The following is a 23,773-nucleotide window of genomic DNA, read 5'->3' on the forward strand; positions in this document are numbered from 1 at the left end:
ATACCCCTTATTCAATAGACTGACTTACATTTTGAAAAACAGCACAAAATTTTGTTACCTCTATATCTATACCGCTCTCTTCTTTTGTTTCCCTGATCGCTGCATTTTTCAGCGATTCGCCTTCTTCAACCACGCCCCCTGGCATTTCCCAACCTCTTTCAGGACCTTTTATTAATAATATTTCGTTATGCTCATTAAGTACAATTGTAGCTGCAGAAAGAAAATGTTTTGGAGCCATCTTATGTCCTCCTATTCTACTACTTTATAAAACTATGTTACCATTATTTCCCTAATAGTACTATACTGCCTAGGCAGCCGATATTATTGCCTTCCATTTCCTAATGATTATTGCGGAATAGTTCTCCGTTAACTTATTAAACTGATCCCTGTTGTCGAAGGACTATCACCCGAGCGGCAAAAAACAAGACGCCCTCCCGGCTGCTGGAGCCAGATGGGAATCTTATATTTCAATCCATCAATGCTGAGGGAAGATCTTTTACCTTTATTTTCTAACAACAGACAACTGGGATAAAATGCAAGCCGCCTTCTCATACTAACTGTGAGACGATGGAGGTGAACGCAATGCCCAAAAATGACGCCGATCCCAAGTATGACCGCGAAGATAACAAAGCAGATAAGAAAGACAATCAGCACAACTTAAACGATGAAGCGCCGACACTAACAAGCAACAAGGACACTGATTACGTCCCAAGTTTAAATGGAATTCCCAAAGATGAAGTTTAAGTAAATTCTGGGCTACTCTTCTCGTCCCTTAATGATCAGAGAGTAGCTTTTTTAGTGAAAATGAAAACGCCAAAGCGTTCTGCTCCTGCTTCATTCATTACTTTTTATCGCACGAGGAATCTCGATTTTTTATGATATTAGCTTAAGCCATAAGTACAAGCCAACCAGTGTAATAAATAGCGTAGGCAGCGTTAGCACAATTCCGATTCTAAAATAGGTTCCCCACGTGATAGTTATACCTTTTCGTGATAAAACATGAAGCCACAGCAATGTAGCCAATGATCCAATCGGCGTGATTTTCGGACCCAAATCTGACCCTATCACGTTGGAATAAATTAAAGCTTCGCGGATTACACCTTCTGTTTGAGTTCCTTTTATAGCCAGAGCATCGATCATAACCGTAGGCAAGTTGTTCATAACAGAAGACAATATCGCTGCGATAAACCCCATCCCGATCGTAGCCGCGAACAAGCCCTTATCCGCTACCATCTGGATGACTGCACCCAATTGATCCGTAAGTCCGACATTGCGCAGACCATAGACTACAACATACATTCCGATGGAAAATACGACTACAGCCCAAGGAGCTTCTTTTATAACCCTTTTTGTCTCAATGGCGGGGCTTTTACGTGCAGCTATGATAAAGAGCAGCGCAGCGATGCCAGCAATAATCGAAACTGGGACATTAATAAACTCACTTAACAGATAGGCCACAAGAAGTACCACCAGGATGATCCAGGAAAACCGAAACAATCTGAAATCTTTAATGGCTTCGCTTGGCTGTTTTAGCTGCTCGTGGTCATAATGCTTAGGAATGCTTTTCCGGAAAAATAAATACAGTACAAGGATACTGGCTCCAAGAGAAAAGAAATTGGGAATAATCATACGGCTGGCGTATTCCACAAATCCAATGCCGAAGTAGTCGGCAGAAACTATATTCACCAGATTACTCACTACAAAAGGCAATGAGGTTGTATCCGCAATAAATCCGCTAGCCATGATAAATGGAAGGATCATCCGATCATCGAATTTTAATGCCCTTACCATCGCAAGCACGATTGGCGTTAGGATGAGCGCAGCGCCATCATTGGCGAAAAGTGCAGCCACCGCGGCCCCAAGCAAAATCACATAAATAAACATCGTGGTCCCGTTGCCTCTTGCAATCCGAGCCATATGAAGTGCCGCCCACTCAAAAAAGCCGATCTCATCCAAAATAAGTGAAATCAGAATAATCGCGACAAAGGCCAGCGTTGCATTCCAGACAATTAACGTTACGTCCCAAACATCGCCTAAACTCACAACTTGGAAAATTAAGGCTAGGATAGCGCCGCCCATGGCAGAATAACCGATGCTCAACCCCTTGGGCTGCCAGATTACAAAAATTATAGTCACAACAAATATGAGAAAAGCAACATAAGCCATAAAGCCCTCCTGGGTTAATTGCAGCAGTCGTTATCTTCACAAACAAGCGAATTAAGTTTCTCTTTTTGTGAAGGAAGCTGATTAAGAATTTCAGTTAAATAAGGTTTGTCTTGAACCGCTAAGGAGTAATAGACCCATTGGCCCTTTTTGGTTTCCTTTACAAGCCCACCGTCTTTCAATTTGCGCATATGCTGACTGATGTTCGGCTGACTCGTTTGTAAAATATCCACAATTTCACACACGCATAACTCTTTTTCTTTGAGCAGAGCAACAATGGTTAACCTGTTCTTATCTCCAAGCAGTTTAAACACATTGGCTATTTCTTCGATTTGACTCATGGATTTCCACCCCTTTTTAAGTGTGGGAATTCTCCCCCTTCTGCAAAGCAATCAAGTTAAACACATAGTAACTTTTTATTTATTTTCTCATACTTCCATTCACTTGTAAATGATTATATAATTATGTGATTATAAAATAAATTGATATTTTTTATCTACAGTGGATTAAATGTTACCTTAAAAAAGGGAGGGAATATTATCCATCACTTCGAATCCAAAAAAAATCGCGTGAACTGCTGAAAGCAGCAACCACGCTGATTTTTATTTTTTAAGTAAATCATTTAATTCGTTAATAGTTACTTTGGAAACCACTTCGCTATGCGGGCTGATGTTTTGCTTCCAGTATTGCAGTGTCTTTTCCATAGACTTTGAAAAATCATCATAGGCAAGATTGTAATTGACACCACTGCCCACTGTAGCTAATAGGCATTGGGTATAAGTTGGAAGCTTACCAACTATTTCAAAAAACTTGTCGTTATACTCAAAAAAAGAAGCACGCTCTTTAGCACTTTCATAACCAAAAGGATAGGAGGAAATACGAGCAGTCTGGTCGTCAAAGGCGGCATACTTAGCTGCCTGTCCTCCTACAAGTTCCCATTTAAAGTTTGAAAGGCGAGCATTCAGAAAATCGTTAAAATCCGGTTCTTTGCTCTGCTCGATATCAGTGAATGCAACCCGCATTGTTCCCCGGTTATTATAAAAGGCACAGTCGATAATGATAATGCCACCATAACATTCATTTGGATATTGAAAAGAAAGACAACTGCCATTTTGATACTTGCTTTCAACTTGCTTTGGTGGTTTCACTCTCTTTTTTGTCATACTTCTTGGTTTGCTGATTTTGGTTAAAAATTTCTGTAAACATGTAGTTCTCTTGTCAAGAAACTGCTGATCTGCCCCGAGCTGTTCACATACATTCAAGTCATTTCCACTTTCAATAATCTGAGCTACTTGCTTTAGCAGCTCGTCATCTAAGGATTTCGTTTCCCACAGGCAGTAGGCAAAAGCAAATAGGACGTTGTTCTTATCCTCAGCAAGATTTAAGCTATAAGAAAATTTTTCCTGTAACTCACTTGCAATAACATGAACTTCGCAACCAAGATTATATTGTTCAAAAAAATATTCCTTAACCTCACAAGAGGTGTCATTACCAAACACTTCAGCACTCCATGTTCCCATACTATCACCACCTAATTTGTAATACCGTATTTACTTTTTGTTTAAGCTTCTTTGGGCACGAGTTACAATTCGTTTTGTTTCTTTCGTATCAGAAGCTTCCGTCCATTCACGACAAATCTGAAGCACCCAATCGGGATTAGTCTTTATAGCATCATTTAACCAATTGCTTACGGAATCCTGAACATATTTGACCGGATCGGATTTAACAGCTTCCAGAAGAGAAAGAGCCATCCCTGGATTCTCCTTTAATGCGGTAATATGTTTAGCCCAAACACCTTGTGGGCGGGTTGATTCAATGGCAAATCTTCTAATATTAGCATCCTTATCGAACACCCAATCCTTCAAAAGATGTATCGCTTGCACTAACTCCTTCGAAATCGATTCTCTTACAGCCATCCAAGCAATCTCACGTACGCCAAAATGGGAATCTGCAGCAAACGGACGAATGAATGTCAATTTCTTTTCCAGGCTTAAATGATGATCGAGCCCAACTATATAAGCAGACCAGCAGCGAACACTGTCTGAACGATGGGTGGATAGCGCCTCAAAGATTCGGGATCGCTCCTCTTCAGATTTGTGATCCATGAGAACAAGCCATTCTTTTGCAATAGCCGGTATTACTTTCATTATCTTATTATCGTTCAAATGATTAATAGCAAATAACATTGCATCTGATTCCTGCTTCAATCCGAGTTCACTAAGGACATTTTGCAGCAGTATGGTATGATCGACGGCTAACCATTCTGTAAGATTAACCGTCTGAAGATGCCCCTTGTGAAGTAGGCTGACTACCTCATCAGGAATCTCGCTAACCTTACGAGCGCCTTTCCTTTGCAGAATCTCATCTGTAATCATATCAGAAATCATTCTCTTGTTTTCTTTGTCCATGTTTTTCTCCTGGAATCATTCTTGGATTAGATAAAGCACGCCGTCTTCTGAATAAAATTTAAGAAAAAGCCTTGCGGCGTCCTTTGATGAGCGTGTTCGTGACTTGGGTGTGTTGCGGAGGGAATGGCTATGGGATCCAGCCGCTGTTAAAGATTTGTTCCCTTGAATGGTATCGATGAAGAGGTAGGAACAAATCTTTAAAGGCGGACGCTACTGCTCTTCCTCCCACAGCCATTCCCTCTCATTAGCTACAATCGCACGAATCGCACGAACACCAAGCTCAAACGGACTGCCAGCAAGGGTTTTTCTCTGGATCGGAGGGGATTCCCAGCGGCCTGCTGGCCAAGCCGCTGGGACTGAAGAACGGTCCCGCCAGCGCTCACAACCGATAGGATCTGCTACTTTTACGATGTTTTTCATCGTTAAAATCCATTTTAACCACCCAAAGAGGTCATCCGGCCTCTTTTAACGATGAAAATCATCATTAACGTGATGGATTGACCTGGAACACTTCATTTAACGATGAGAAACATCGTTAAATGAAGCACACGCTCGTTTTCGACGGAGGGCGGACTGCTTCGGGGTGTGCTCTTCCCCTTCTATGCTTTATCACTGTAAAGCACTTAAGCTTTCTTATTTCTTGTTAAAAAGGCCCCCGATCACTTAAGTGATCAGGGACCTCCTCCTCTGATCTACACAAACCTACGACAAAGTTGCTGTTGACTTTGGCGTGAAGGGGATGATTTCGTTAGTTCGGTTGTCATGCATCTTCGCTGCCCAAGCCGGATCTGCCAGCAAAGCACGACCGATGGCTACTAAATCGAATTCTTCATTCTCCAGTCTTTTGACTACCTCTTCGATGTCCGCCTGATCCGACTCAGCTTGCTCCCTTGCCAAATCCGCGTTCTGACTATTTAGTCCCACGGAGCCTACGGTAATCGTTGGTTTTCCCGTTATTTTTTTAGTCCATCCGGCCAGATTCAGTGGCGAACCTTCGAACTCTGGCTCCCAAAACTCGCGTGTCGAGCAATGGAATATATCAACACCTGCTGCTGACAATGGCTCCAAAAACTGAGCGAGCTGTTCAGGTGTTTCAGCCAGCTTGGTTGTATATTCGCCCACCTTCCATTGCGAGTATCGGAAGACAATAGGGAATTCATCTCCTACAGCCTGCCGGCATGCTTTTATAATTTCTACGGCAAATTGTGTCCGGGCAATTAAGCTGCCTCCATAGCGGTCAGTTCTTTGATTCGTTTTTTCCCAAAAGAACTGGTCGATCAAATAACCATGAGCTCCATGGATCTCAATACCATCAAATCCAATGCGCTTAGCATCGGCTGCTGCCTCTGCATATGCGTCGATGATAGCACTGATTTCCGCTTCGGACAGGGGCTCGGCAACCTGTTCTCTCGAACTGTTTAGTCCAGAGGGACCGACTGGCATCGCTTCAGGATTGGGATAGTCCCCTTTTACACGTGTGGTACCTACATGCCAGAGCTGCGGGATAATTCGCCCACCTGCTTCGTGCACCTCAGCAAGCACATTTGCCCAGCCATTCAACGACTTCTCACCGTGAAACAGCGGTATAGCTGAATTGTTAACGGCGGCAGGGTGATTAATGGCTGTCCCTTCAGTAATGATCAGCCCGACACCATTTTCTGCACGGCGTCTATAATAGGCGGCTACATCCGCTCCTGGTACTCCATCCGGAGAAAAGCACCGGGTCATCGGAGCCATCACAATGCGGTTAGCTAGTGTGAGATTACCGGTAGAGAAAGGTTGAAACAAACCTTGTATATTGTTATTGTTCATTTTTGATACCTCCAGCCTCTATTTTATCATAGCTGAGTGTTAGTAAACCAATTTGTACGGAATAGGCAGGCTGCTTCCTTTCATCTCTTCCTTCATCTTAAGTGAATGCTGTCTCCCGGAACCGCATAAACATCACTAGCGCTGCAAAGCTTGTACATCTTTTATGATTTTATCGTACGGAGGATCGGCCTCTCCATCATACTTGGCAACAACAATACCTGATTGATTGACCAGATAAAAATAAGTGTCATGAATCACTTGACCCGAGGTAGCATCCTTGGCAATTGGTGATTTAAAAGAACGTAAAATAAACGTCTTGATTTCATCGAATTGGTAGCCGGTTAAAGCATGCCAGTTCGTAAAATCGGCATCAAACTTTTGCAGATAGCTTTTTAGCGCAGCGGGATCGTCATTTTCCGGGTCAATGGAGAAGGAAATCAGCTCCGCCTTTGCCCCTGCCGCTTTTAGTCTTTTTTGAAGCTCAGACATATGGGCTGTCATTAAGGGGCACACCGCAATACAATGGGTAAAAATAACATCTGCAATCCAGACCTTATCCTTTAAGCCAGACAATGAAACTGGATTTCCATCCTGGTTCGTGAATTCAAAGGGTTTGACAGGGATATGAAGCTGGTTAGGCTTGCCACTACCGCATGCAGCAGCAAGAGCCATAATGATTACAATTAAAAGCCCATACACAAATGCCTTCTTCACTTCAACCGTCTCCATTCACCTATTTATTTGTCGCAAGCCATTGCGCCAGGCTTTCAATTTCCCCGCTAGTAAGGATCTTTTTAAACGCAGGCATGCCTCTTGCACCATTTTGTACAAATTCAACCAGCTGCTGCTCGTTCAATCTAGCGCCAACCTTCTGCAAATTCGGCCCTACTCTCCCTCTCAAGTCAACTGCATGGCAGGACAGACACTGCTTTTTATAAAGCGTCATTACACTTGCATCTTCAGGTGCGGTATAGTTGGAATGGATTGCCGAATCATCCGTTTCTCTGCTGCATGCTGTCAATGCAAGCGAGATGAGCATCATAATAAGCAAAAATCCTTTTTCTTTCAAAGCAGTCCCTACCTCTCCAATGATTTCGAGTTAAAAAGGCCTCCCTGCCGCATCTACAATCATCATGATAAACACGAGCATCAAGTAATTAACTGAGATCAAAAAGTTGGTTTTGGCCCACCGATCCGTGTTAACAGCCGTTTTACCAAGCCATGTATGCCACATCCAAACGATGCCTGCAAGCAAGGATACAACCAGAAAGACGACCCCGGAATAATGGTAGACATTCAGCAGGATGACTGTGGGGAGCAGCAATGCAACATACGGAATCATTTGCAGCTTTGTGCGATTAATCCCTTTGCGGACAGGCAGCAGCGGATAGCCTGCAGCTCTATATTCCTCTACGCGGCGAATAGCAAGTGACCAGAAGTGTGGCGGCTGCCATAAAAACAAAAAGGCAAATAACAGAAGTGCTCCTGCATCAATTTCGTTGGAGCTCGCACAGTAACCGATGACTGGAGGCATTGCTCCTGAAACTCCGCCGACGGAAGTGCTCCAGGTGGAGGTTCTCTTTAACCACATTGTGTAGATGACGATATATACGAACATGCCAAGCAACCCGAGCCAAGCGCACAGCGCATTTACTTTTAGAAACAAAACAACTTCTCCAGCTAACCCCAGCACAAGTCCGTAGACCAGTACGCCTCTTACTTTCAGTCTGCCAGTTGCAAGCGGCCGCTCCTTGGTGCGCTGCATTTTTCGATCCAGCTTATAATCCCAAATATTATTGAACACGCATGAGGATGCCATTGTTAAAACAGTTCCGAGCAGCGTCCATAGCAATAAGCTCCAATCCACCATCCATTTGGAGGCCAGCCAATAGCCACCAAATGCGGCAATGAGATTCAATCGAAGGATACCTGGCTTGGTTAATTGAATCCAATCACGGAATGAGCTCGCTCTATTCATAAAGCCACCATATTGTACATCATGATCCACATCGAACCGGCAACGATCACCAGCAGAATAACCAGACCGAGTATTAAGGAGATCAAATTGTAGCGCGGCTTTTTCTCCTCACGCAGATGCATGAAAAACATCAATTGCACGATCAATTGCAGCACCGCTGCCGCCATTAATACTACTGTGCTTTTCATGCCGTCCAGCCAGCCATTCATCACAATCGCAATTGGGATTACCGTCAGAATAATGGAGCATAGGAAGCCAATTGTATACGTCTTGAACGAACCATGTGCCTCAACCTGCGAATGCGCTGATTCCATCTGCGCCATTTAGCTCACCCCCATTAAATAAACAACTGTGAATACAAAAATCCAAACCACATCTAAAAAATGCCAGAACAAGCTGATTACATTCACTTTTCGCTTGGTTACAGGGGTAATCCCCTGCCTTGCCAGTTGAATCATCAGACCTACCATCCAGACTAATCCAATCAGCACATGCAAGCCATGAGTACCAACCAGCGTATAAAAAGCCGATAGAAACGCACTTCTTCCCATTGTTGCGCCTTCCTGCACAAGATGAGTAAACTCGCTAATCTCCAACCCGATAAAGACGGCCCCCAGCAATGCAGTAACTCCAAGCCAGCCGATTAAAGCCCGGAGATTTCCTTTATTCATGGCAAGCAGCGCCAGTCCACATGTATAGCTGCTGGTGAGCAGAATGAATGTACTGGCAATTATACCGCCCATTTCAAACAATTCAGCAGGCACCGGACCTCCATCCGTGTTGCCGCGAAGAACAATATACGTAGCGAAAAAGGTGCCAAATATCATCACATCGGTCATTAAATAGATCCAGAAACCGAATGTGCGCATTTCCTCCATATCCGGATGTGCATGTCCATGATCTCCATGATGCTTCGAATACGATTCGGGTTGATAAGCACGCTCGGACAGATTTGATTGTGCCATTAGCTTTTCACCCTCCTTATTGCAGCTTCTGTACGTTCAATTTCGTTCACAGGGATATAGTAATCCGTCTTATAATTAAAGGAATGCACAAGCATACACACGGCTACACCAGCCAGTCCTGGAATCGTCAGCCAAAGCCAATGAAATACGAAGCCAAAACCGGTCAGAAACCAGAAGGCAGACATAATAATAGGGATTCCGGAATTTTTGGGCATATGGATCGGCTCCAGCTTCACAGGAGCATGCGAAGCCTGTCCTCTTTCCTTGCGCAGCTTTTCCTCCCACCAAGCATCCTGTTCGGAAACCTGGGGCAGCGTTGCGAAATTATAGAGTGGTGCAGGTGAAGGAATCGACCATTCCAGGGTACGACCCTTCCACGGATCGCCTGTTGTGTCCAGATTGCTTCGACGATGCTTGATGCCATGAACAATTTGCCAAACCTGAAAGAGGAAAGCAACTCCCATTAAGCCTGCGCCAACGGTGGAGACCAGGTTCATCTCCCACCAGCCCTTGTCCCAGCTGTAAGTTGCTACCCGCCGCGTCATGCCCATCAGACCAAGCACATATTGCGGCATGAAGCACAGATAGAAGCCAATGTTCCAGAACCAGAATGCCCATTTGCCTATGCGCTCGTTCAGCTTGAAGCCGAAAAGCTTTGGCCACCAATAATAAAGGCCTGCAAAATAACCGAATACGACGCCACCAATAATAACATGATGAAAATGAGCCACCAGGAAATAGCTGTTGTGAAACTGGAAATCGGCTGGCGCTACCGACAGCAGCACCCCGGTCAACCCGCCGGTGACAAAACAGGGAATGAACCCGATTGTCCAAAGCATCGGCGTTTCAAACGTAATTTTCCCCCTAAACATCGTAAACAGCCAGTTGAAAACCTTGACGCCTGTAGGAATCGCAATAAGCATGGTCGTTAGGGCAAAGAAGGCATTGACATCAGCGCCTGAACCCATCGTAAAGAAATGATGCGCCCACACAAGAAAAGATAAAATGCTAATGATCATCATGGCATACACCATCGATTTATAGCCGAATAGCTTTTTCTTCGCAAAGGTGGATACAATTTCAGAAAAAATACCGAAGGCGGGCAGCACGATAATATAAACCTCAGGATGCCCCCACATCCAAATCAAATTGATATACATCATTGGATTGCCGCCGCCGTCCAAGGTGAAAAAATGCGCACCCGCGTAGCGATCCAGAAAAAGAAGCGCCAATGTTGCCGTCAAAATCGGAAATGAAAAAATGATCGCGATACAGCTCGATAACACCGACCAGGGAAACATCGGCATTTTCATCAGCTTCATGCCGGGTGCACGCATTTTCAGAATCGTCACGATGAAGTTAATTCCGGTCATTAGGCTGCCAATCCCCGAAATCTGTATGCCCCAAATATAGAAATCCTGTCCGACACCAGGGTTATGCATAAGCCCTGAATATGGCGGATAAGCCAGCCAGCCCGCATCCGGTGAGCCTCCGATCACGAAGGACAGGTTGAAAAGCATCGCACCCGAGAAGAAAAGCCAGAAGCTGAGCGCGTTTAGAAACGGATAAGCCACATCCCTTGCCCCGATTTGTAAAGGCACCATCACGTTAAATAAACCGAACATAAAAGGCATCGCCATAAACAAAATCATAATGACACCATGAGTTGTGAAAATCTGATTGTAATGATCCGGCGCCAAGAAATCGAGCTCTGGAACGACCAGCTGTGCCCGCATCAAGAGGGCATCCACCCCGCCCCGGAACAGCATGAGAAAGGCAGAGAGGATGTACATAATGCCAATTTTTTTATGATCTACGCTTGTGAGCCATTCACGCCACAGCCAACCCCATTTTTTGAAATAAGTTAACACGAATACCACCGCTATGATGGCAAGCACAATACTGACGTCAGCTCCGTAAATTAATGGATCGCCCGTAACAAAGAAATCCGAAGCGAAGCTTTTCACTTTCTCCCACATGGATGACTCTCTCCTTACATGTTCGATTCTGAACCAGTTATTCTTCGATCTGAATCTTTTGAATATCCTTCCAAGACAAGCCATGATTATGTGAGGAAGCATATTTGGTGACCGTCATTTCAAACAAACCCTCTGGGAAAGCGGAAAATGATAGGATCTCCGAGGCGGATGGTTCTGCCAGCTGTTTATAGCCTTCCAAAGTCAGCTTAGGTGAAGCAGCTTTAATTTCATTCACCCATTGCTCGAACTCCTCTTGTGTCGTGGCCTCTACATTAAAATACATTTTGGCAAAATCTTTTCCGGTATAATTAGCGCCGGACCCCCAGTATGTTCCCAACTCGTCAGCTTGCAAGTACAGCGTCATGGCCATACCAGACATTGCGTACATTTGACCGCCAAGCTGAGGAATCCAGAAGGAGTTCATAGGGGAATCGGCTGTAATTTCGAATCGGATCGGCACATCCTTCGGAAGCTTTATCTCGTTCACAGTTGCGATCCCCTGATCCGGATATTGAAACAACCATTTCCAATCTAGTGAAGTCACTTGAATAGTCACAGGCTCTTTATCCGATTCTATGGGCTTGGATGGCTCAAGTGCATACGTGGCTTGAACCGTAATAACAGCAAGCGTTAAAATGATCAAAATTGGAATTCCCCACCAAATAGCCTCCAGCTTCGTGCTGTGCTCCCAGTTCGGTGTGTACTTGGCTTTCCTTCCTTTTTTGTCACGATAACGCCAAATAATGATTGCCGTAAGTATCAGCACCGGTACAATAACCACACTGCATAATAAGGTTGAAATGAGCATTAAATCCCTTTGCTGCTCAGCAATGGGTCCTTTCGGATTCAGCACGATGATGTTTTCTGTACATCCGGTCGTTATCAAAAGCATAAGCACCAGCATGTATAAGGACGTAAACCATCGAAGTGCTTTGGATGATGTCATGTTTTCTCAGCTCCTATCGACTTCCATTCGTTCATGAATCATGTATCACTTTATAAGAGAAAGCGGATAGTGTCACCAACCACTGTTCAAGACATTCAACCGTCCATGTTCAACATTTTGAAACAGAAAGGACAATATTTCGAAACAGAAAAGACAACATTTAGTCACTTAGAAAAAGGTCTTGTGGCGTTCTTTGATGAGCGTGTTCGTGACGTGGGAGCGTTGCGGAGGTAAGGGGCGTGGGCTCCAGCCGCTGTTAAAGATTTGTTCCCTTGAATGAAATGGATGAGGAGGTAGGAACAAATCTTTAAAGGCGGACGCTATCGCTCTTCCTCCCACACCCCTTACCTCTCTTTAGCTACAATAGCACCAACACCAAGCTCAAACGGACTGCCAGCAATGGTTTTTCTCTGGATCGGAGGGGATTTCCGAGCGGCCTGCGGGCCGCTGGGACTGAAGAAAGGTCCCGCCAGCGCTCACAAACGTGAGGATCTATCACTGTAAAGCACTTAAACTTTCTTATCTTGTAAGAAAAGACGCCTCGCGGCGCCTTTGAATGAGTGTATTGATTCTGTTTGTTCAATCGGGAATCACATAGCTATTTCTTATCTTCAGAGACTCATCCTTTTGTTGATACAAAACGACCTTTACTTCATGGATGCTTGGATCTTCAGGTCCTTTAACCGGAAGTCCCGCCTCCATATGTTGGACGATGAAATCAATGATTTCTTCGGATATGACCTGACCGGGCATTAGAATTGGAATATCAGGTGGATATACATAAATGAATTCAGTGATAATACATCCTTGGGATTGTTTAAATGGTATTTTTTTAGTCTCCGCATAAAAGGCATCTCTTGGAGAAATTACGAACCTGGAAACTTCGGGAACAGGAATAGAGGCTAATAGCGGCGCAGGGACATGGACAGAAGGAGAACTATGAACAGGCGTAATAGCAGATATTCGTTGATTTGCAGCTATTCTTTCTCTGAATACTCCTGACATCTTCTGCATAGCAAGAACCAGTTGATCTACCTCTAACTCCGTATCCCCTAACGTAATCAGACACAGAATATTTGAAAGATCACTGAGCTCAACCTCAATATTGCAGGCTTGACGCAGCCATAATTCAGCTTCGTATCCTGTAATGCCAAGATCTTGAAGATGAATGCAGAGCTTTGTCGGATCATAATCTGCTACACCCTCAGCTTCACATATTTCTTCTCCAAAACAATAAAGACCGTGGATTTTGTTAATTTGGATGCGAGCATGGTTGGCCAGGCGAATGGTTTCCTCTGCGAGTTCCCAGCCTTTCAGTGCGAGTTGTCTACGGGCGGCATCGAGTGAAGCTAGCAGCAAATAGGATGTCGACGTTGTCGTCAGCATACTCATCACGGTACGGATTCGACTTATATTCACCCGATTGCCCTTAACGTTTAAAATAGAGCTTTGAGTTAATGATCCTCCCAACTTATGGACGCTGGTGGCTGCCATGTCCGCACCTGCTTGCATGGCTGACATCGGCAGCTTTTCATGAAAGTGTATTAGCGTGCCGTGGGCTTCGTCCACGAGCACTGGAATGTCATAGCTGTGTACAAGTTCAACCATTTCACGCAAATCGACACATGTACCATAATAAGTCGGATTGATGATAGAACAGCTTTGGCGTTCCGGTTCATATCCAATGCCTGCTTGACCGACTTCAAAGTTACTCCATGATCAATTCCGAGTCTGGCATCTTTTGCTGGAGAAATAAATACGGGGGTAGATCCTGACATAATAACGGCAGACAAGATGGATTTGTGGGCATTGCGTGGAAGAATGATTGTATCGCCTGGTGAACATAGTGACATAATCATTGTCATAATCGCGCCAGTCGTGCCTTGCACGGAGAATAACGTATAATCCGCGTCAAAAGCATCTGCCGCGAGCTGTTCGGCTTCCTGAATCACACCTGTTGGCTGGTGAAGATCATCGAGCGGTACAATATTAATCAGGTCGATAGATAAAGTATTATCGCCTAGAAAAGTCCGGAATTCACGGTCCATCCCCCTTCCTTTTTTATGACCTGGTATGTGGAATGGCAGCGGTTCGCCCGCGGCATGCTCTACCAATGCTGTAAACAAGGGTGTCTTCTTGTGGTCCATGCTGCTTCTTTCCTTTCAATTAGCTTCGCTATTGCAACTACTGACTGTATGATCTTAATAGATTGGAGTTCATGCGTGACCATCCATTTCATTTGTTTCCTAGCCAGCCAATACGTAGCACAAATAAAAAATTAATTGGATTGGTTTAAAGCAGATCAATTGGGTGGTTACAATCGGGAAGGAACGTTATACATTACAATAATAAGAAAAGCCTGAGGGAGCTAGAATGAGGAATCGAGGAGTATATAAAATGAATGAAAACAAAGAAATCATAGGAAGCATAGAGGTCGAAGCAAGAAAGACTCTGCACAATATCACACCCTATACTCCGGGCAAGCCCATTTGGGAGCTGCAAAGTGAGCTCGGCGCAACCAAAGTCATCAAATTGGCTTCAAACGAAAATCCGATAGGTCCTTCGCCCAAAGCATTGGAAGCCATCGGAGGTTCTTTATTGGACATTCACCGTTACCCCGATTCAAGCACATCGAAACTGCGGGAGATTATTGCCGCGCAGCTGCACATGAAACCAGAACAATTCATTATCACCAATGGTGGAGATGAGTTGATTACACTAGTTTCTGAGGCTTTTCTGGAGCCAGGGGATGAAATCATCGTGCCCGCTCCGTCGTTTAGTGAATATGAATTCGGGGCGCATCTTATGGGGGCCAATATCGTTACCGTACCACTTGGAGAGTCCTTTTCCTTTAATATTGATGCTATCGTCAACGCTGTTACTAATCGCACCAAGCTGCTCTGCGTCTGTTCGCCCAATAATCCGACGGGCACTTATCTATCGAAATCGGTTCTTCATCATTTACTGGATGTACTGCCCAAACATATTTTAGTACTTTTTGACGCGGCTTACAGTCAGTATGCCACTGCTGCAGATTACACTAACGGACTGGAATTTGTTCGCGAGGGATATCCGATTGTTGTATTGCAGACTTTTTCCAAAATATACGGCTTGGCGGGTCTTAGAGTTGGCTTTGGAGCGGCTTCAGAGACTATCATTCAACATATTCGCAAGGTAAAGGAACCTTTTAATGTTAATTCTTTAGCCCAGGCGGCCGCCGCTGCGGCCTTTCATGATGTTGAACATGTAAACTTGTCTCTGCAAGTGAATACACAAGGAAAAGAACAGCTTTCCCGTTCGTTCGAGGAGCTTAGTCTATCGTTCACTGAAAGCATGAGCAATTTTGTGCTGGTTGAGCTTGGCTCGCGTGCAAAATCTGTTTATGAGCAGCTGTTGGCCAAAGGAATTATCGTTCGTTATGGAGGTATATGGGGTCTTCCTCACCATATTCGTGTTTCAGTGGGAACGGAAGAAGAGAATTCTGTCTTTATTCGCGAGCTTACCGAAATCCTAAGTCGCTAAACATAACACTTTGAAGTGCCTTTTAAGAAGTTTGCCATCATTATCCATAATTATCATTCTATTCCACAATTTCTTTTAGTAATTCATGGGGATGGTTAATCTTCTTAAAGGTACTTTCAATATATGTGTTGAACCATACCGCATGATAGACTTTTAAACCTGCAAGCTTGGCTCCTTCCAGCTCATTTGAACCGCCATCTCCTACAAATATGGATTGCTCTGGAGCTGCTGACAAGCGTTCGCAAGCTAGTTGGTATATGTCTACATCCGGCTTAGCTATCCCGACTTCAAATGAAAATACGATAGAGTCAAAATACGGAGCAAGCTTGCTTTCATGGAAGTATCTAACTTCCTCCTCAGTACAATTACTAATTAAACCTATCTTAATTTGTTTGTTTCTTAGACTTTCCAAAAGTTCGAGCAGGTCTGAACGAATATTTAGAAAAGGTTCTCTCTTCTCTTTAATTCTTTCCTGATATAAGTACTGAACAGATTCATCGTTAAAATTCAAGCTTCGATTCTCGGAAATATCTTTTAAAACTGCTGGATAATTAGAGAATATACCAGTCATTCTCTTCAACTGTCGGCTATGCCATTCTTTCTTGAAATCTTCTTTTTCCAGCCCAAGTAATTCCAGATAATTATAAGATCGATCTGATTGTCTTTTTCCATTTGAAAATTCAGTTACTAAGGTTTCGAATAAATCAAAGAATACGGCCTTCGTCTTCAAGTTCATCTCTCCCTGATTCCAAAAATGGTTGATACATCATTAGTGCATGATTTTCGGTCACATATTGATCATCAATTAATTCTCTATTTTCATTAAACACTCGTCTGTGGATGAGATTATGCCTCATATATCCACCCCAATATTCTTGAGTGATTTTATGCTCTTTTTCATAGATTTCGTAGCTGTACTGTGGTTGGGCGATTGATGTCCACTCACCTACTAAATAGTCATTCGTTACATAGATATTGAGTTGATAAGGCTGCTCTGTGGAGTTGTGTATCCTTAAGTCTAAATAATTATAGGCGCAGGTTGCACCACTTCCGAAGGGCTGACTACGTTTGGAGTCTGGAAAAATATCATAGCTATGACGGTGTCTTTCTGAAATTTCCAAAGGGGTATGCAAAGTCATCCAGTAAATCAGATTCGATAATTGACACAATCCTCCCCCGACTCCAGGTTTAAATCCACCGTAAAATAGAACCATTCCTTCCACATATCCTTTCTTACTGGTAGGACAGCCTATCAATTTCCAGTAAGAGAATGTCTCCCCAGGGTAAATCATAATTCCATTGATTTTTTGGATAGCTATTTTCAGATTTTTAATCTTGTTAAGCTGCAGCCACATATCTACTTCTTTCAGTTGTCTAAGCAATGGAGTCTGATGTTTAAAAATCATGAAGGGCAATGTGTCTTTCTGAATTTTCTTGGCAAAATTAGTTTTTCCGAAATACCATTCCATATATCTCTTGCCTATGTAATAGGCTTTTCCTAACGTTAAGCGGAGCTTGGATCTTTTAATGGGCTTCATTTTACCCCCTCCCCTTTTATTGGCTGCCCCTTCCGATTATGGATGGTCTTCCAAATCTTTCGTGATTGCATTCATCTTTCGCAAGTCCTCCAATGGACGAACTATAATTCTCCAGCACGCAGGTGCATCTTCATAGTAATCAACATAAACAGCTTGCAAATATTTGGACACATTTACAACCTTGTCTTCTATCAGCACTTCTCGAATTTCAGACGCCTTTGTAGGTACTGTGTTATTCACTAAGGTTTTGAAGCGGTTCAGGGGTACAAACATGTCCAGACTTTTCTTGTAGGAACAACGAGTGGGAAACCGCGGCGAGCTCCCCGAGTCATATTTGGATAGCTTCACTGCAGGATAATGCTCGGATATCAAGGAAGAAGCATCAAATTCCAGGACGGCAAATTTTTCATGCGGCTCTCTACGCGCGTAAGTGCTTATCATTTTCTGACAATCCTTTAATGTTGGCCAAAAAAATACATGCCGGTTTAGAAAAGCACGAAATTGCTCCAGTGTAGTTGCAGCATCCATCACCAGATCTGATATCCTCAGATGGGCATTTATGGTTATGGAATGTCCTTCATAATTCACTTCCACAGCTTTTAATCGCCGCTCACCTTCGGAATCAGGGTTTATTTGGTAGCTGGACAATAGTGCATCCAAATCAGCAACAACCTGCAAATTCCTGACCCTTGTAAAGTGAAATAAGGATTTTCTGCTTTTTGCTTTTGTTATTAAAGGCACGATAGTATTCATTATGGTCCTGCTCCTCTACATATCTATCCCCTTGGTTTTAAAAAATTCTTTGTAATCCGATACATATAAATCTGCACCTGGAGTCGTATTTTGAAATAAACAAGTCTTGATCCCCATTGATTTGGCTGGAAGAATATCGATTTCACGATCACCAATGGCAAGATCTATCCTATGCTTATTATGCAAAAATATATAGGAAGCAGGATCAGGTTTTCTCGGGTATCCATCATCACCAGCTACAATGTCCAAAAAATAATTTTCCCACTCATAGTGCCTCAAAATGTCGAGGACCTCTCCTCGAGGCTTGTGAGTCATAATTACATTGATATGAGCAAATTTCAGGACTTCCTCAACAAATGGAAATGGCGGCGTTTGAGCCGGATGCAGCATTCGTTCTCTATCCAATATTTCTTTGACCTGATTTTCAGTAAGCTTGTAATGTTGGGCTGTGTGCGAGAACGAAATCTTCAAATGAGATAAAAGCTCCTCCTCTGAGACCACTTCATGTATAAATTCCTTTATTATTTCTACATAGGCTGGATATGTGTTAAACAACGTACCGTCAAAATCCCATAAGATGTTCATATTTGTCTTCTCTTTCTGTTATCTATATTTTTAAATATCACTGATCTCTGGTTTCCATCCTGTCTCTTGACTCCAATGATTTGCCCTGCGCATGATCTCCCATATTAATGGCTCTTTCTCTTCAACATATTTCTCCCTTTCATTTGCATACAAATTCATTAGTTTATATTTTAATTCAGCATATAGGTTGCATTCGTTCTCATGACAGCGCATATAATCCCTAAACAATAATGGAAATAAGGAAGACCAACTCCCGGATTCTCTTACATGTATATGGGTTCTTTTTTTGCCGGGTAGTTCTCTGAAATATCTTTTGGTTTTATCTGGATTATCAGCTTTATGAAAGTATCCGATTTTTTCTAATCGCCCTTTATAGATCTCCAGGGGATCTAACGATTTGACTGTGATTTGAATGTCTATAATCGGTTTGGCATCAAGTCCTTCAATCGAGGTTGAACCAATATGATCAATACGAATTGCGAACTCTCCAAGCGAATTTCTAATTAAATTACCAGTCTTTAAAAATTCCTTTTTCCATTCCCTATCATAGGGAAGCACAATAATTGGCTCGGCCATGGGCTGCTCCTTATTATTTAATTTTTTGATTAAAGCGATTCACATTGTTATACTATTGACATCACTTTGAAGGAGCTTGAATAATGGCAACTAGTAAAAGAGTCTTTACCTTACGCTTAGAGGAAAATAATTTTGAGAAGATCAAATTCATCGCTGATAAAAATAAACGATCCATCGCCATGCAAATTGAATATTTAATTGAAAAACACATTGAAGAATATGAGAAAACCAAAGGGGTAATTCAAATAAACGATTAATTCAAAAGTTATAAAAGAAAACAACCGACATGTAACTGCCGATCGTTATATGACTTCCATATTAAGCTCGCTGAAGCTCCTTGCTGTATTTCACAACCTCTGCATAGGACAGTTTTCCTCCGAATATGTCAAGTGCGCTCCCGATCGTAAGATCAAGCTTGCCCCCAGACAGCTTCTGGAACTGATCCATATCGGCAATTGAACGCGCTCCGCCGGCATACGTAGTCGGTATGCTCACCCATTCTGCGAGGGCGCTTACGAGGCTTTGCTGAATACCACTTTGTTTCCCCTCGACATCGACGGCATGCACAAGAAATTCGTCGCAGTATTGCTCCAGATAACGAATGTTGTCCTGATTCACTTCGAAATCACTGAACTGTTTCCACTGATTGGTTACGACGTACCATTTGCCATCCTTCTCTTTACAGCTCAAATCAATGACGAGGCGCTCTTTACCTGCTTCAGACACGATTTGGGCAAGATGCTCTTCATCCAAACGGCCATCCCTGAAAATATAGGACGTTACAATCACATGAGAGCCGCCCTGCTCTAAATAGTGAGCCGCGTTATCGGCCGTAATACCGCCCCCGATTTGCAACCCTCCCGGATATTGCTGCAAGGCTGCGACTGCTGCTGCTTCATTGCCAGGCCCCAGCATGATAACATGTCCGCCAGTTAGTTCATCCTTTTGAAACAAAGCTGCATAATAAGATGAATCCTGTTCGGATACAAAATTTTCAATAATTTCCGTGTTCAACGTTTCGCCGACGATCTGCTTTACTTTCCCATCATGTAGGTCTATACAGGGTCTAAATTTCAAAGGAATACCTCAATTCATCTATAATCTACAATCGTTTATCCTTTTAAAAAAATAACCTATGTTAAGCTTGGAATCAAGCTTCTGGCCAAAGAAAAATTTCACTTTCATTTGCAGCACCGAAGTTGTGTTATCCATGATCTTCAGTGAGTTGTTGCCTTGCTCTTGTTAATATGGTTTGAATAAATGGAGCCTTCGCATTTGTATACCCAACTCTGTCATGCTGAAACTTTTCTTTAAGGTCTCTCTTCAGTTTACCATATTCTTTCGCTGCATCAGGATGGTTGATCAAATAATCTCGAAATAATAAGTTTGTATTCCAATTTTCTGCTAAATGCAGATATATGTGCAAATGATGAGTTCCCGCGCGCCACTTTCCTTTACGAAAAAATCTTCTTTCTGGAAAATGAGGATGATCGATAAATTCATATCCATAAGAATCAAGTCTTTCCAGATGAATTTCAGTAATATCCTTCAGGTTGTTAACCCCGATCATAATATCTATGGTCGGCTTTGCTGCTAACCCAGGAACTGCAGTACTTCCTATATGTTCAATGCCAACAATAATGTCTTTTAATTGCTCAACTAACAGTTCTTTTTCTTTTTCAAAATCGATAACCCACTCAGGATTATAGTCTGAGACTAAGACTTCTTCCATTCTTTCTCCCCAGTTTTACAGTTTTATTAAGTATGATGGGTTCCTATTCCTAAAAATCCTTCTAATTTGTTCTTTATATGTGGCCATTCACTATCAATTATACTATATATATACGAATTCCTGATATAACCATCATGTAAAATACGATCTTGCCTCAATATCCCTTCCTTTGTTGCTCCTATTCGTTCTAATGCCTTATTGGAGCGTTCATTTCTTATATCTGCCCTGAATTGAACTCTTACTGTCTTTAATTCTTCAAAGCAATACGTTAACAACTGATATTTGCATTCCGTATTCACGCTTGTTCTCCACACTTCCGGCGAGTACCAGGTCCATCCGATTTCTAAATTTTTATTGGGTAAGGATATATTCAAAAATCGGGTGCTGCCAACTAATTTATTAAGTTCTTTGTCAAAAACAACAAAAGGAAATTCTAAACCCATTTCTTTACTCTCCAAAGATTTTTCAATAAGCTGAATCATATCAGCTATTGTTTCAATTTTATTAGGTAAGAATGTCCAAATAGCAGTATCCTTTCCGCAATCAAACAACGCTTCCGCATGACTAAGATTCATTGGAATAAGCAATACACGGCTTCCTTCTAAAACAGAAGATATTTGCATGATTAATCGATCCTTTCAAGAATTTCATTATCATGCTGCCACGTTGTATCCGTATATCCCCGGCCAATAGACCAATCAGCCATCATCTTTCTTTGTCTGACTTCCAAATCTCTAAAAGGAGCCGCCTCACAAGAAATTTTATTAAATTTATCTAAAAAGTGCGGTCCTTCTTTGAACTTTCTCATCGCCCCGATTTGGTTGTCATCCGCCGCCCACACCACTCTATAGATACTGAAACACAATAATATTGTACAACTGCACATCGGGCAGGGCTCACAGGTTGTATATAAAGTAAAATTCTCCTTTAAAAATTTCTTGTTTTCTGGATCTAACATTGCTAAACCGGATTTTCTAATGGCATCTACCTCGGCGTGAGCCGTTGTGTCACAGTCTGAAAAAACTCTGTTTCTTCCTCTGCTAATAATCACTCCTGCTGAATTAACAATTACAGCTCCGATCGGGTAAGTTCCTTCTTCTTTTGATTTTTCAGCCTCTACGAAAGCTTCTAATAAATATTTGCGATCATCCAACATACGAGCACCATCCTCTTCTATCGTCTCATTCCATTTAACGTTGTCGTTGTTATGTATTGCCGCGGCAGAATAACTCCTATCTACGATGAAATATGAAACGCTCTATAATGACTATCCATAAATTCCTGAATGATTTTCTTATGGCTTTGTACAATCCCCTCAGGTAACTCCTTATGATGAAAATATTCAAAATTTAAAGACTCAGCGTCATCAATAATCAGGTTTCCATAAACCTCATTTGTATAATAAGCAATAGTAACTGCATAATATTCATCCCCGTTTGCAGCTCTAATAAATTGTCCTGGTCCAGAATATATATTTATTAGTTTTAGATCACCTACTGTTAATTTTGTTTCTTCATATAGCTCTCGCCTTGCTGTTTCTTCCACGGATTCACCTAACTCCATTAGACCACCTGGTATCCCCCACTTGCCGTACGGGTGCTTCCTTTGCTGCAATAATAATTTACCTTCGGAATCAACAACGATTACAACAGCTCCAACCAATATTAGAGGTCTCTGACCAACAACGGCTCTTAATTCTTCGATATATCCCACATTATCCTCCCATTTGCTTGCTTCTTATTTGCTTTACAGATTCTTTTAATGATTCACTTGTTTTCACTTCAATAACTACCTTTAAATTATGCTTAGTGGCAAAATGAAGCCTTTCATTTATTGGAACGATTCCACTATATAACGCTTGATGATCTGATTTACCATTATAGTCATGAAGGTGCATATGCTTTATGTTTTTCTCAAACTTCATCATTATAGCTTCTTCTTCATAATTAGCTTTTGCGTCATGTCCAACATCCCAAGTGAGACAGAAATTTTCAAATGATTCTAACATCTCTAAAGCACTAGTAATAAAAGGTATATGAAAATTACCAGTGTTCTCAATGCACAAATCAATCTCTTTTGATTCAGCAAAGGAATATATCTTCTCGTAAGATTGATACAACATTTGTTTGAATTCTGTTTGATATTGTTCATTAATCCATACCTTTTGATGCGGCAAAGTAAAGTATATCCCATTATTCAAATGCATATTAAGCGTTCTTATATCGGCCAAGCTTGCCCATTCCATGATTTCTTTACATCTTTCCAAATGTCCTTTTCGTATCGAGGGATGGAATGAGGATACATCCAATTCTTCGGGCAAATGAACCGTAAACTGAATACCGTATTCCTTTTTAATTTTTCGTAGTGCCTTAACATCCAGATTCTCTGGCATACAAATAGGAAGATTCATGTTCAACTCAATAAAATCCAGGTTTAGCTCATGACAAAGTCTCACGTTCTGTTCTAGCGATTTAAACTCTATTAAAGAAGGCATCCCTAATTTCATTTGTATTTCCCTCAGATCTCAAAAGTTCAGGATCATGTCCCAGTTGGGGCTGCTCGTTATTTATCGTTTCACAAAGGAAACAATAATCCATACCATGGACATACTCCATCTCAAATAACTTCAGCTTTACTCGCACATCCAGATTTACTTCTTCTTTGACTTCCCTTATAACGGCTTCCTCTTGTGTTTCATTATATTCAATTCCTCCGCCAGGAAGAGTCCAGAACTCTTTGTCTTCATCAGCTATTCTAACCATTAAGATGCTCTCGTCACGAATAATGGCTCCACAAACTCGATCTCTTGCCATTGT

The 23,773-nt window shown here is 42.3% G+C and carries 28 protein-coding genes and 2 pseudogenes; 3 read left to right on the forward strand and 27 right to left on the reverse strand.

Annotation, left to right across the window (positions count from 1 at the left end; genetic code table 11):
* Window positions 1–13: 13 nt before the first annotated feature.
* A pseudogene (locus tag J2Z66_RS06645) lies at window positions 14–238 on the reverse strand (NUDIX hydrolase); the annotation flags it as partial.
* 344 nt (window positions 239–582) lie between these two features.
* On the opposite strand from J2Z66_RS06645, the gene J2Z66_RS06650 reads away from it, so the two are divergent.
* Entirely contained in the window at window positions 583–744 is a 162-nt protein-coding gene (locus J2Z66_RS06650; RefSeq protein ID WP_209970583.1) for a hypothetical protein, read from the forward strand.
* A 129-nt stretch (window positions 745–873) separates the two neighbouring features.
* Here the strand turns inward: J2Z66_RS06650 and J2Z66_RS06655 are convergent, their stop codons facing one another.
* The 14 genes and pseudogenes from J2Z66_RS06655 to J2Z66_RS06720 form a co-directional block, all read right to left on the reverse strand.
* Window positions 874–2,166, reverse strand: a complete 1,293-nt coding sequence (locus J2Z66_RS06655; protein WP_209970584.1) for an arsenic transporter — start codon at window positions 2,164–2,166, stop codon at window positions 874–876.
* Window positions 2,167–2,180: 14 nt separating this feature from the next.
* Window positions 2,181–2,504, reverse strand: coding sequence for an ArsR/SmtB family transcription factor (locus tag J2Z66_RS06660; protein WP_209970585.1), 324 nt, complete (start codon window positions 2,502–2,504; stop codon window positions 2,181–2,183).
* 261 nt (window positions 2,505–2,765) lie between these two features.
* Window positions 2,766–3,683, reverse strand: coding sequence for a hypothetical protein (locus J2Z66_RS06665; protein WP_209970586.1), 918 nt, complete (start codon window positions 3,681–3,683; stop codon window positions 2,766–2,768).
* A 30-nt stretch (window positions 3,684–3,713) separates the two neighbouring features.
* Window positions 3,714–4,571, reverse strand: a complete 858-nt coding sequence (locus J2Z66_RS06670; protein WP_245375323.1) for a DNA alkylation repair protein — start codon at window positions 4,569–4,571, stop codon at window positions 3,714–3,716.
* Between the two features lie 210 nt (window positions 4,572–4,781).
* Window positions 4,782–4,991 (reverse strand): hypothetical protein, encoded by a 210-nt coding sequence (locus tag J2Z66_RS06675; RefSeq protein ID WP_209970587.1) that lies wholly within the window; start codon window positions 4,989–4,991, stop codon window positions 4,782–4,784.
* Between the two features lie 282 nt (window positions 4,992–5,273).
* The gene (locus J2Z66_RS06680; protein WP_209970588.1) at window positions 5,274–6,383 is read right to left on the reverse strand and encodes an NADH:flavin oxidoreductase; all 1,110 of its coding nucleotides are present in this window, start codon (window positions 6,381–6,383) and stop codon (window positions 5,274–5,276) included.
* A gap of 135 nt (window positions 6,384–6,518) precedes the next feature.
* Window positions 6,519–7,097: an SCO family protein gene (locus tag J2Z66_RS06685; protein ID WP_209970589.1), complete on the reverse strand. Its 579-nt coding sequence runs from the start codon at window positions 7,095–7,097 to the stop codon at window positions 6,519–6,521.
* A gap of 19 nt (window positions 7,098–7,116) precedes the next feature.
* Window positions 7,117–7,452 carry a c-type cytochrome gene (locus J2Z66_RS06690; protein ID WP_245375325.1) on the reverse strand — a complete coding sequence of 112 codons (336 nt, stop codon included), beginning with the start codon at window positions 7,450–7,452 and terminating at the stop codon, window positions 7,117–7,119.
* Between the two features lie 30 nt (window positions 7,453–7,482).
* Window positions 7,483–8,361 carry a heme o synthase gene (gene cyoE, locus J2Z66_RS06695; protein ID WP_209970590.1) on the reverse strand — a complete coding sequence of 293 codons (879 nt, stop codon included), beginning with the start codon at window positions 8,359–8,361 and terminating at the stop codon, window positions 7,483–7,485.
* Entirely contained in the window at window positions 8,358–8,684 is a 327-nt protein-coding gene (gene cyoD / locus J2Z66_RS06700) for a cytochrome o ubiquinol oxidase subunit IV (protein ID WP_209970591.1), read from the reverse strand. The genes cyoE and cyoD overlap by 4 nt, the downstream gene beginning before the upstream one ends.
* A complete protein-coding gene (gene cyoC / locus J2Z66_RS06705; RefSeq protein WP_209970592.1) occupies window positions 8,685–9,326 on the reverse strand; it encodes a cytochrome o ubiquinol oxidase subunit III in 642 nt (213 codons plus the stop codon).
* Window positions 9,326–11,305 carry a cbb3-type cytochrome c oxidase subunit I gene (locus J2Z66_RS06710; RefSeq protein ID WP_209970593.1) on the reverse strand — a complete coding sequence of 660 codons (1,980 nt, stop codon included), beginning with the start codon at window positions 11,303–11,305 and terminating at the stop codon, window positions 9,326–9,328. The genes cyoC and J2Z66_RS06710 overlap by 1 nt, the downstream gene beginning before the upstream one ends.
* A gap of 37 nt (window positions 11,306–11,342) precedes the next feature.
* Window positions 11,343–12,251: a ubiquinol oxidase subunit II gene (cyoA, locus tag J2Z66_RS06715; RefSeq protein WP_209970594.1), complete on the reverse strand. Its 909-nt coding sequence runs from the start codon at window positions 12,249–12,251 to the stop codon at window positions 11,343–11,345.
* Between the two features lie 579 nt (window positions 12,252–12,830).
* Window positions 12,831–14,398 (reverse strand): annotated as a pseudogene (locus J2Z66_RS06720) (aminotransferase class I/II-fold pyridoxal phosphate-dependent enzyme).
* A 250-nt stretch (window positions 14,399–14,648) separates the two neighbouring features.
* Between J2Z66_RS06720 and hisC the strand changes: the two are divergent.
* Window positions 14,649–15,773 (forward strand): histidinol-phosphate transaminase, encoded by a 1,125-nt coding sequence (gene hisC / locus J2Z66_RS06725; RefSeq protein ID WP_209970595.1) that lies wholly within the window; start codon window positions 14,649–14,651, stop codon window positions 15,771–15,773.
* A gap of 58 nt (window positions 15,774–15,831) precedes the next feature.
* Here hisC and J2Z66_RS06730 read toward each other — a convergent pair whose 3' ends face one another.
* From J2Z66_RS06730 to J2Z66_RS06750, 5 genes are read right to left on the reverse strand one after another with little or no spacing between them, the layout of a single operon-like run.
* Window positions 15,832–16,509 carry an HAD family hydrolase gene (locus tag J2Z66_RS06730; protein ID WP_245375326.1) on the reverse strand — a complete coding sequence of 226 codons (678 nt, stop codon included), beginning with the start codon at window positions 16,507–16,509 and terminating at the stop codon, window positions 15,832–15,834.
* The gene (locus J2Z66_RS06735) at window positions 16,478–17,311 is read right to left on the reverse strand and encodes a VanW family protein (RefSeq protein WP_209970597.1); all 834 of its coding nucleotides are present in this window, start codon (window positions 17,309–17,311) and stop codon (window positions 16,478–16,480) included. Before J2Z66_RS06735 ends, J2Z66_RS06730 begins: the two co-directional genes overlap by 32 nt.
* A 36-nt stretch (window positions 17,312–17,347) precedes the next feature.
* Window positions 17,348–18,064, reverse strand: coding sequence for a DUF7002 family protein (locus tag J2Z66_RS06740; RefSeq protein ID WP_209970598.1), 717 nt, complete (start codon window positions 18,062–18,064; stop codon window positions 17,348–17,350).
* A gap of 15 nt (window positions 18,065–18,079) precedes the next feature.
* Window positions 18,080–18,649, reverse strand: a complete 570-nt coding sequence (locus J2Z66_RS06745; protein WP_209970599.1) for an HAD-IA family hydrolase — start codon at window positions 18,647–18,649, stop codon at window positions 18,080–18,082.
* 30 nt (window positions 18,650–18,679) lie between these two features.
* Complete coding sequence (locus J2Z66_RS06750; protein WP_209970600.1) at window positions 18,680–19,225, reverse strand: GrpB family protein; 546 nt, start codon at window positions 19,223–19,225, stop codon at window positions 18,680–18,682.
* Window positions 19,226–19,308: 83 nt separating this feature from the next.
* On the opposite strand from J2Z66_RS06750, the gene J2Z66_RS06755 reads away from it, so the two are divergent.
* Window positions 19,309–19,482 (forward strand): Arc family DNA-binding protein, encoded by a 174-nt coding sequence (locus tag J2Z66_RS06755; protein ID WP_209970601.1) that lies wholly within the window; start codon window positions 19,309–19,311, stop codon window positions 19,480–19,482.
* Window positions 19,483–19,543: 61 nt separating this feature from the next.
* On the opposite strand, the gene hisA is transcribed toward J2Z66_RS06755, so the two are convergent.
* The 7 genes from hisA to J2Z66_RS06790 form a co-directional block, all read right to left on the reverse strand.
* On the reverse strand, window positions 19,544–20,302 hold the full coding sequence (gene hisA / locus J2Z66_RS06760; RefSeq protein ID WP_209970602.1) for a phosphoribosylformimino-5-aminoimidazole carboxamide ribotide isomerase: 759 nt from the start codon (window positions 20,300–20,302) through the stop codon (window positions 19,544–19,546).
* 127 nt (window positions 20,303–20,429) lie between these two features.
* The gene (locus J2Z66_RS06765) at window positions 20,430–20,957 is read right to left on the reverse strand and encodes a GrpB family protein (RefSeq protein ID WP_209970603.1); all 528 of its coding nucleotides are present in this window, start codon (window positions 20,955–20,957) and stop codon (window positions 20,430–20,432) included.
* Window positions 20,958–20,983: 26 nt separating this feature from the next.
* Window positions 20,984–21,580, reverse strand: coding sequence for a GNAT family N-acetyltransferase (locus tag J2Z66_RS06770; protein WP_209970604.1), 597 nt, complete (start codon window positions 21,578–21,580; stop codon window positions 20,984–20,986).
* 2 nt (window positions 21,581–21,582) lie between these two features.
* Window positions 21,583–22,113, reverse strand: a complete 531-nt coding sequence (locus J2Z66_RS06775; RefSeq protein WP_209970605.1) for a nucleoside deaminase — start codon at window positions 22,111–22,113, stop codon at window positions 21,583–21,585.
* 80 nt (window positions 22,114–22,193) lie between these two features.
* Entirely contained in the window at window positions 22,194–22,670 is a 477-nt protein-coding gene (locus J2Z66_RS06780) for an NUDIX hydrolase (protein WP_209970606.1), read from the reverse strand.
* A 1-nt stretch (window position 22,671) separates the two neighbouring features.
* Window positions 22,672–23,463 (reverse strand): sugar phosphate isomerase/epimerase family protein, encoded by a 792-nt coding sequence (locus tag J2Z66_RS06785; RefSeq protein ID WP_209970607.1) that lies wholly within the window; start codon window positions 23,461–23,463, stop codon window positions 22,672–22,674.
* Window positions 23,429–23,770, reverse strand: a complete 342-nt coding sequence (locus J2Z66_RS06790) for an NUDIX domain-containing protein (RefSeq protein ID WP_209970608.1) — start codon at window positions 23,768–23,770, stop codon at window positions 23,429–23,431. Before J2Z66_RS06790 ends, J2Z66_RS06785 begins: the two co-directional genes overlap by 35 nt.
* Window positions 23,771–23,773: the final 3 nt, after the last annotated feature.

This window comes from Paenibacillus eucommiae, from assembly GCF_017874215.1.
GTDB classification, from domain to species: domain Bacteria; phylum Bacillota; class Bacilli; order Paenibacillales; family NBRC-103111; genus Paenibacillus_AI; species Paenibacillus_AI eucommiae.

Coding starts and splice junctions, on each gene's coding strand:
- J2Z66_RS06650 (WP_209970583.1), top strand. CDS start 583: ATGCCCAAAAATGACGCCGATCCCAAGTATGACCGCGAAGATAACAAA.
- J2Z66_RS06655 (WP_209970584.1), bottom strand. CDS start 2,166: ATGGCTTATGTTGCTTTTCTCATATTTGTTGTGACTATAATTTTTGTA.
- J2Z66_RS06660 (WP_209970585.1), bottom strand. CDS start 2,504: ATGAGTCAAATCGAAGAAATAGCCAATGTGTTTAAACTGCTTGGAGAT.
- J2Z66_RS06665 (WP_209970586.1), bottom strand. CDS start 3,683: ATGGGAACATGGAGTGCTGAAGTGTTTGGTAATGACACCTCTTGTGAG.
- J2Z66_RS06670 (WP_245375323.1), bottom strand. CDS start 4,571: ATGGACAAAGAAAACAAGAGAATGATTTCTGATATGATTACAGATGAG.
- J2Z66_RS06675 (WP_209970587.1), bottom strand. CDS start 4,991: ATGAAAAACATCGTAAAAGTAGCAGATCCTATCGGTTGTGAGCGCTGG.
- J2Z66_RS06680 (WP_209970588.1), bottom strand. CDS start 6,383: ATGAACAATAACAATATACAAGGTTTGTTTCAACCTTTCTCTACCGGT.
- cyoE (WP_209970590.1), bottom strand. CDS start 8,361: ATGAATAGAGCGAGCTCATTCCGTGATTGGATTCAATTAACCAAGCCA.
- cyoD (WP_209970591.1), bottom strand. CDS start 8,684: ATGGCGCAGATGGAATCAGCGCATTCGCAGGTTGAGGCACATGGTTCG.
- cyoC (WP_209970592.1), bottom strand. CDS start 9,326: ATGGCACAATCAAATCTGTCCGAGCGTGCTTATCAACCCGAATCGTAT.
- J2Z66_RS06710 (WP_209970593.1), bottom strand. CDS start 11,305: ATGTGGGAGAAAGTGAAAAGCTTCGCTTCGGATTTCTTTGTTACGGGC.
- cyoA (WP_209970594.1), bottom strand. CDS start 12,251: ATGACATCATCCAAAGCACTTCGATGGTTTACGTCCTTATACATGCTG.
- hisC (WP_209970595.1), top strand. CDS start 14,649: ATGAATGAAAACAAAGAAATCATAGGAAGCATAGAGGTCGAAGCAAGA.
- J2Z66_RS06730 (WP_245375326.1), bottom strand. CDS start 16,509: ATGAACTTGAAGACGAAGGCCGTATTCTTTGATTTATTCGAAACCTTA.
- J2Z66_RS06735 (WP_209970597.1), bottom strand. CDS start 17,311: ATGAAGCCCATTAAAAGATCCAAGCTCCGCTTAACGTTAGGAAAAGCC.
- J2Z66_RS06740 (WP_209970598.1), bottom strand. CDS start 18,064: ATGAATACTATCGTGCCTTTAATAACAAAAGCAAAAAGCAGAAAATCC.
- J2Z66_RS06745 (WP_209970599.1), bottom strand. CDS start 18,649: ATGAACATCTTATGGGATTTTGACGGTACGTTGTTTAACACATATCCA.
- J2Z66_RS06750 (WP_209970600.1), bottom strand. CDS start 19,225: ATGGCCGAGCCAATTATTGTGCTTCCCTATGATAGGGAATGGAAAAAG.
- J2Z66_RS06755 (WP_209970601.1), top strand. CDS start 19,309: ATGGCAACTAGTAAAAGAGTCTTTACCTTACGCTTAGAGGAAAATAAT.
- J2Z66_RS06765 (WP_209970603.1), bottom strand. CDS start 20,957: ATGGAAGAAGTCTTAGTCTCAGACTATAATCCTGAGTGGGTTATCGAT.
- J2Z66_RS06770 (WP_209970604.1), bottom strand. CDS start 21,580: ATGCAAATATCTTCTGTTTTAGAAGGAAGCCGTGTATTGCTTATTCCA.
- J2Z66_RS06775 (WP_209970605.1), bottom strand. CDS start 22,113: ATGTTGGATGATCGCAAATATTTATTAGAAGCTTTCGTAGAGGCTGAA.
- J2Z66_RS06785 (WP_209970607.1), bottom strand. CDS start 23,463: ATGAAATTAGGGATGCCTTCTTTAATAGAGTTTAAATCGCTAGAACAG.
- J2Z66_RS06790 (WP_209970608.1), bottom strand. CDS start 23,770: ATGGCAAGAGATCGAGTTTGTGGAGCCATTATTCGTGACGAGAGCATC.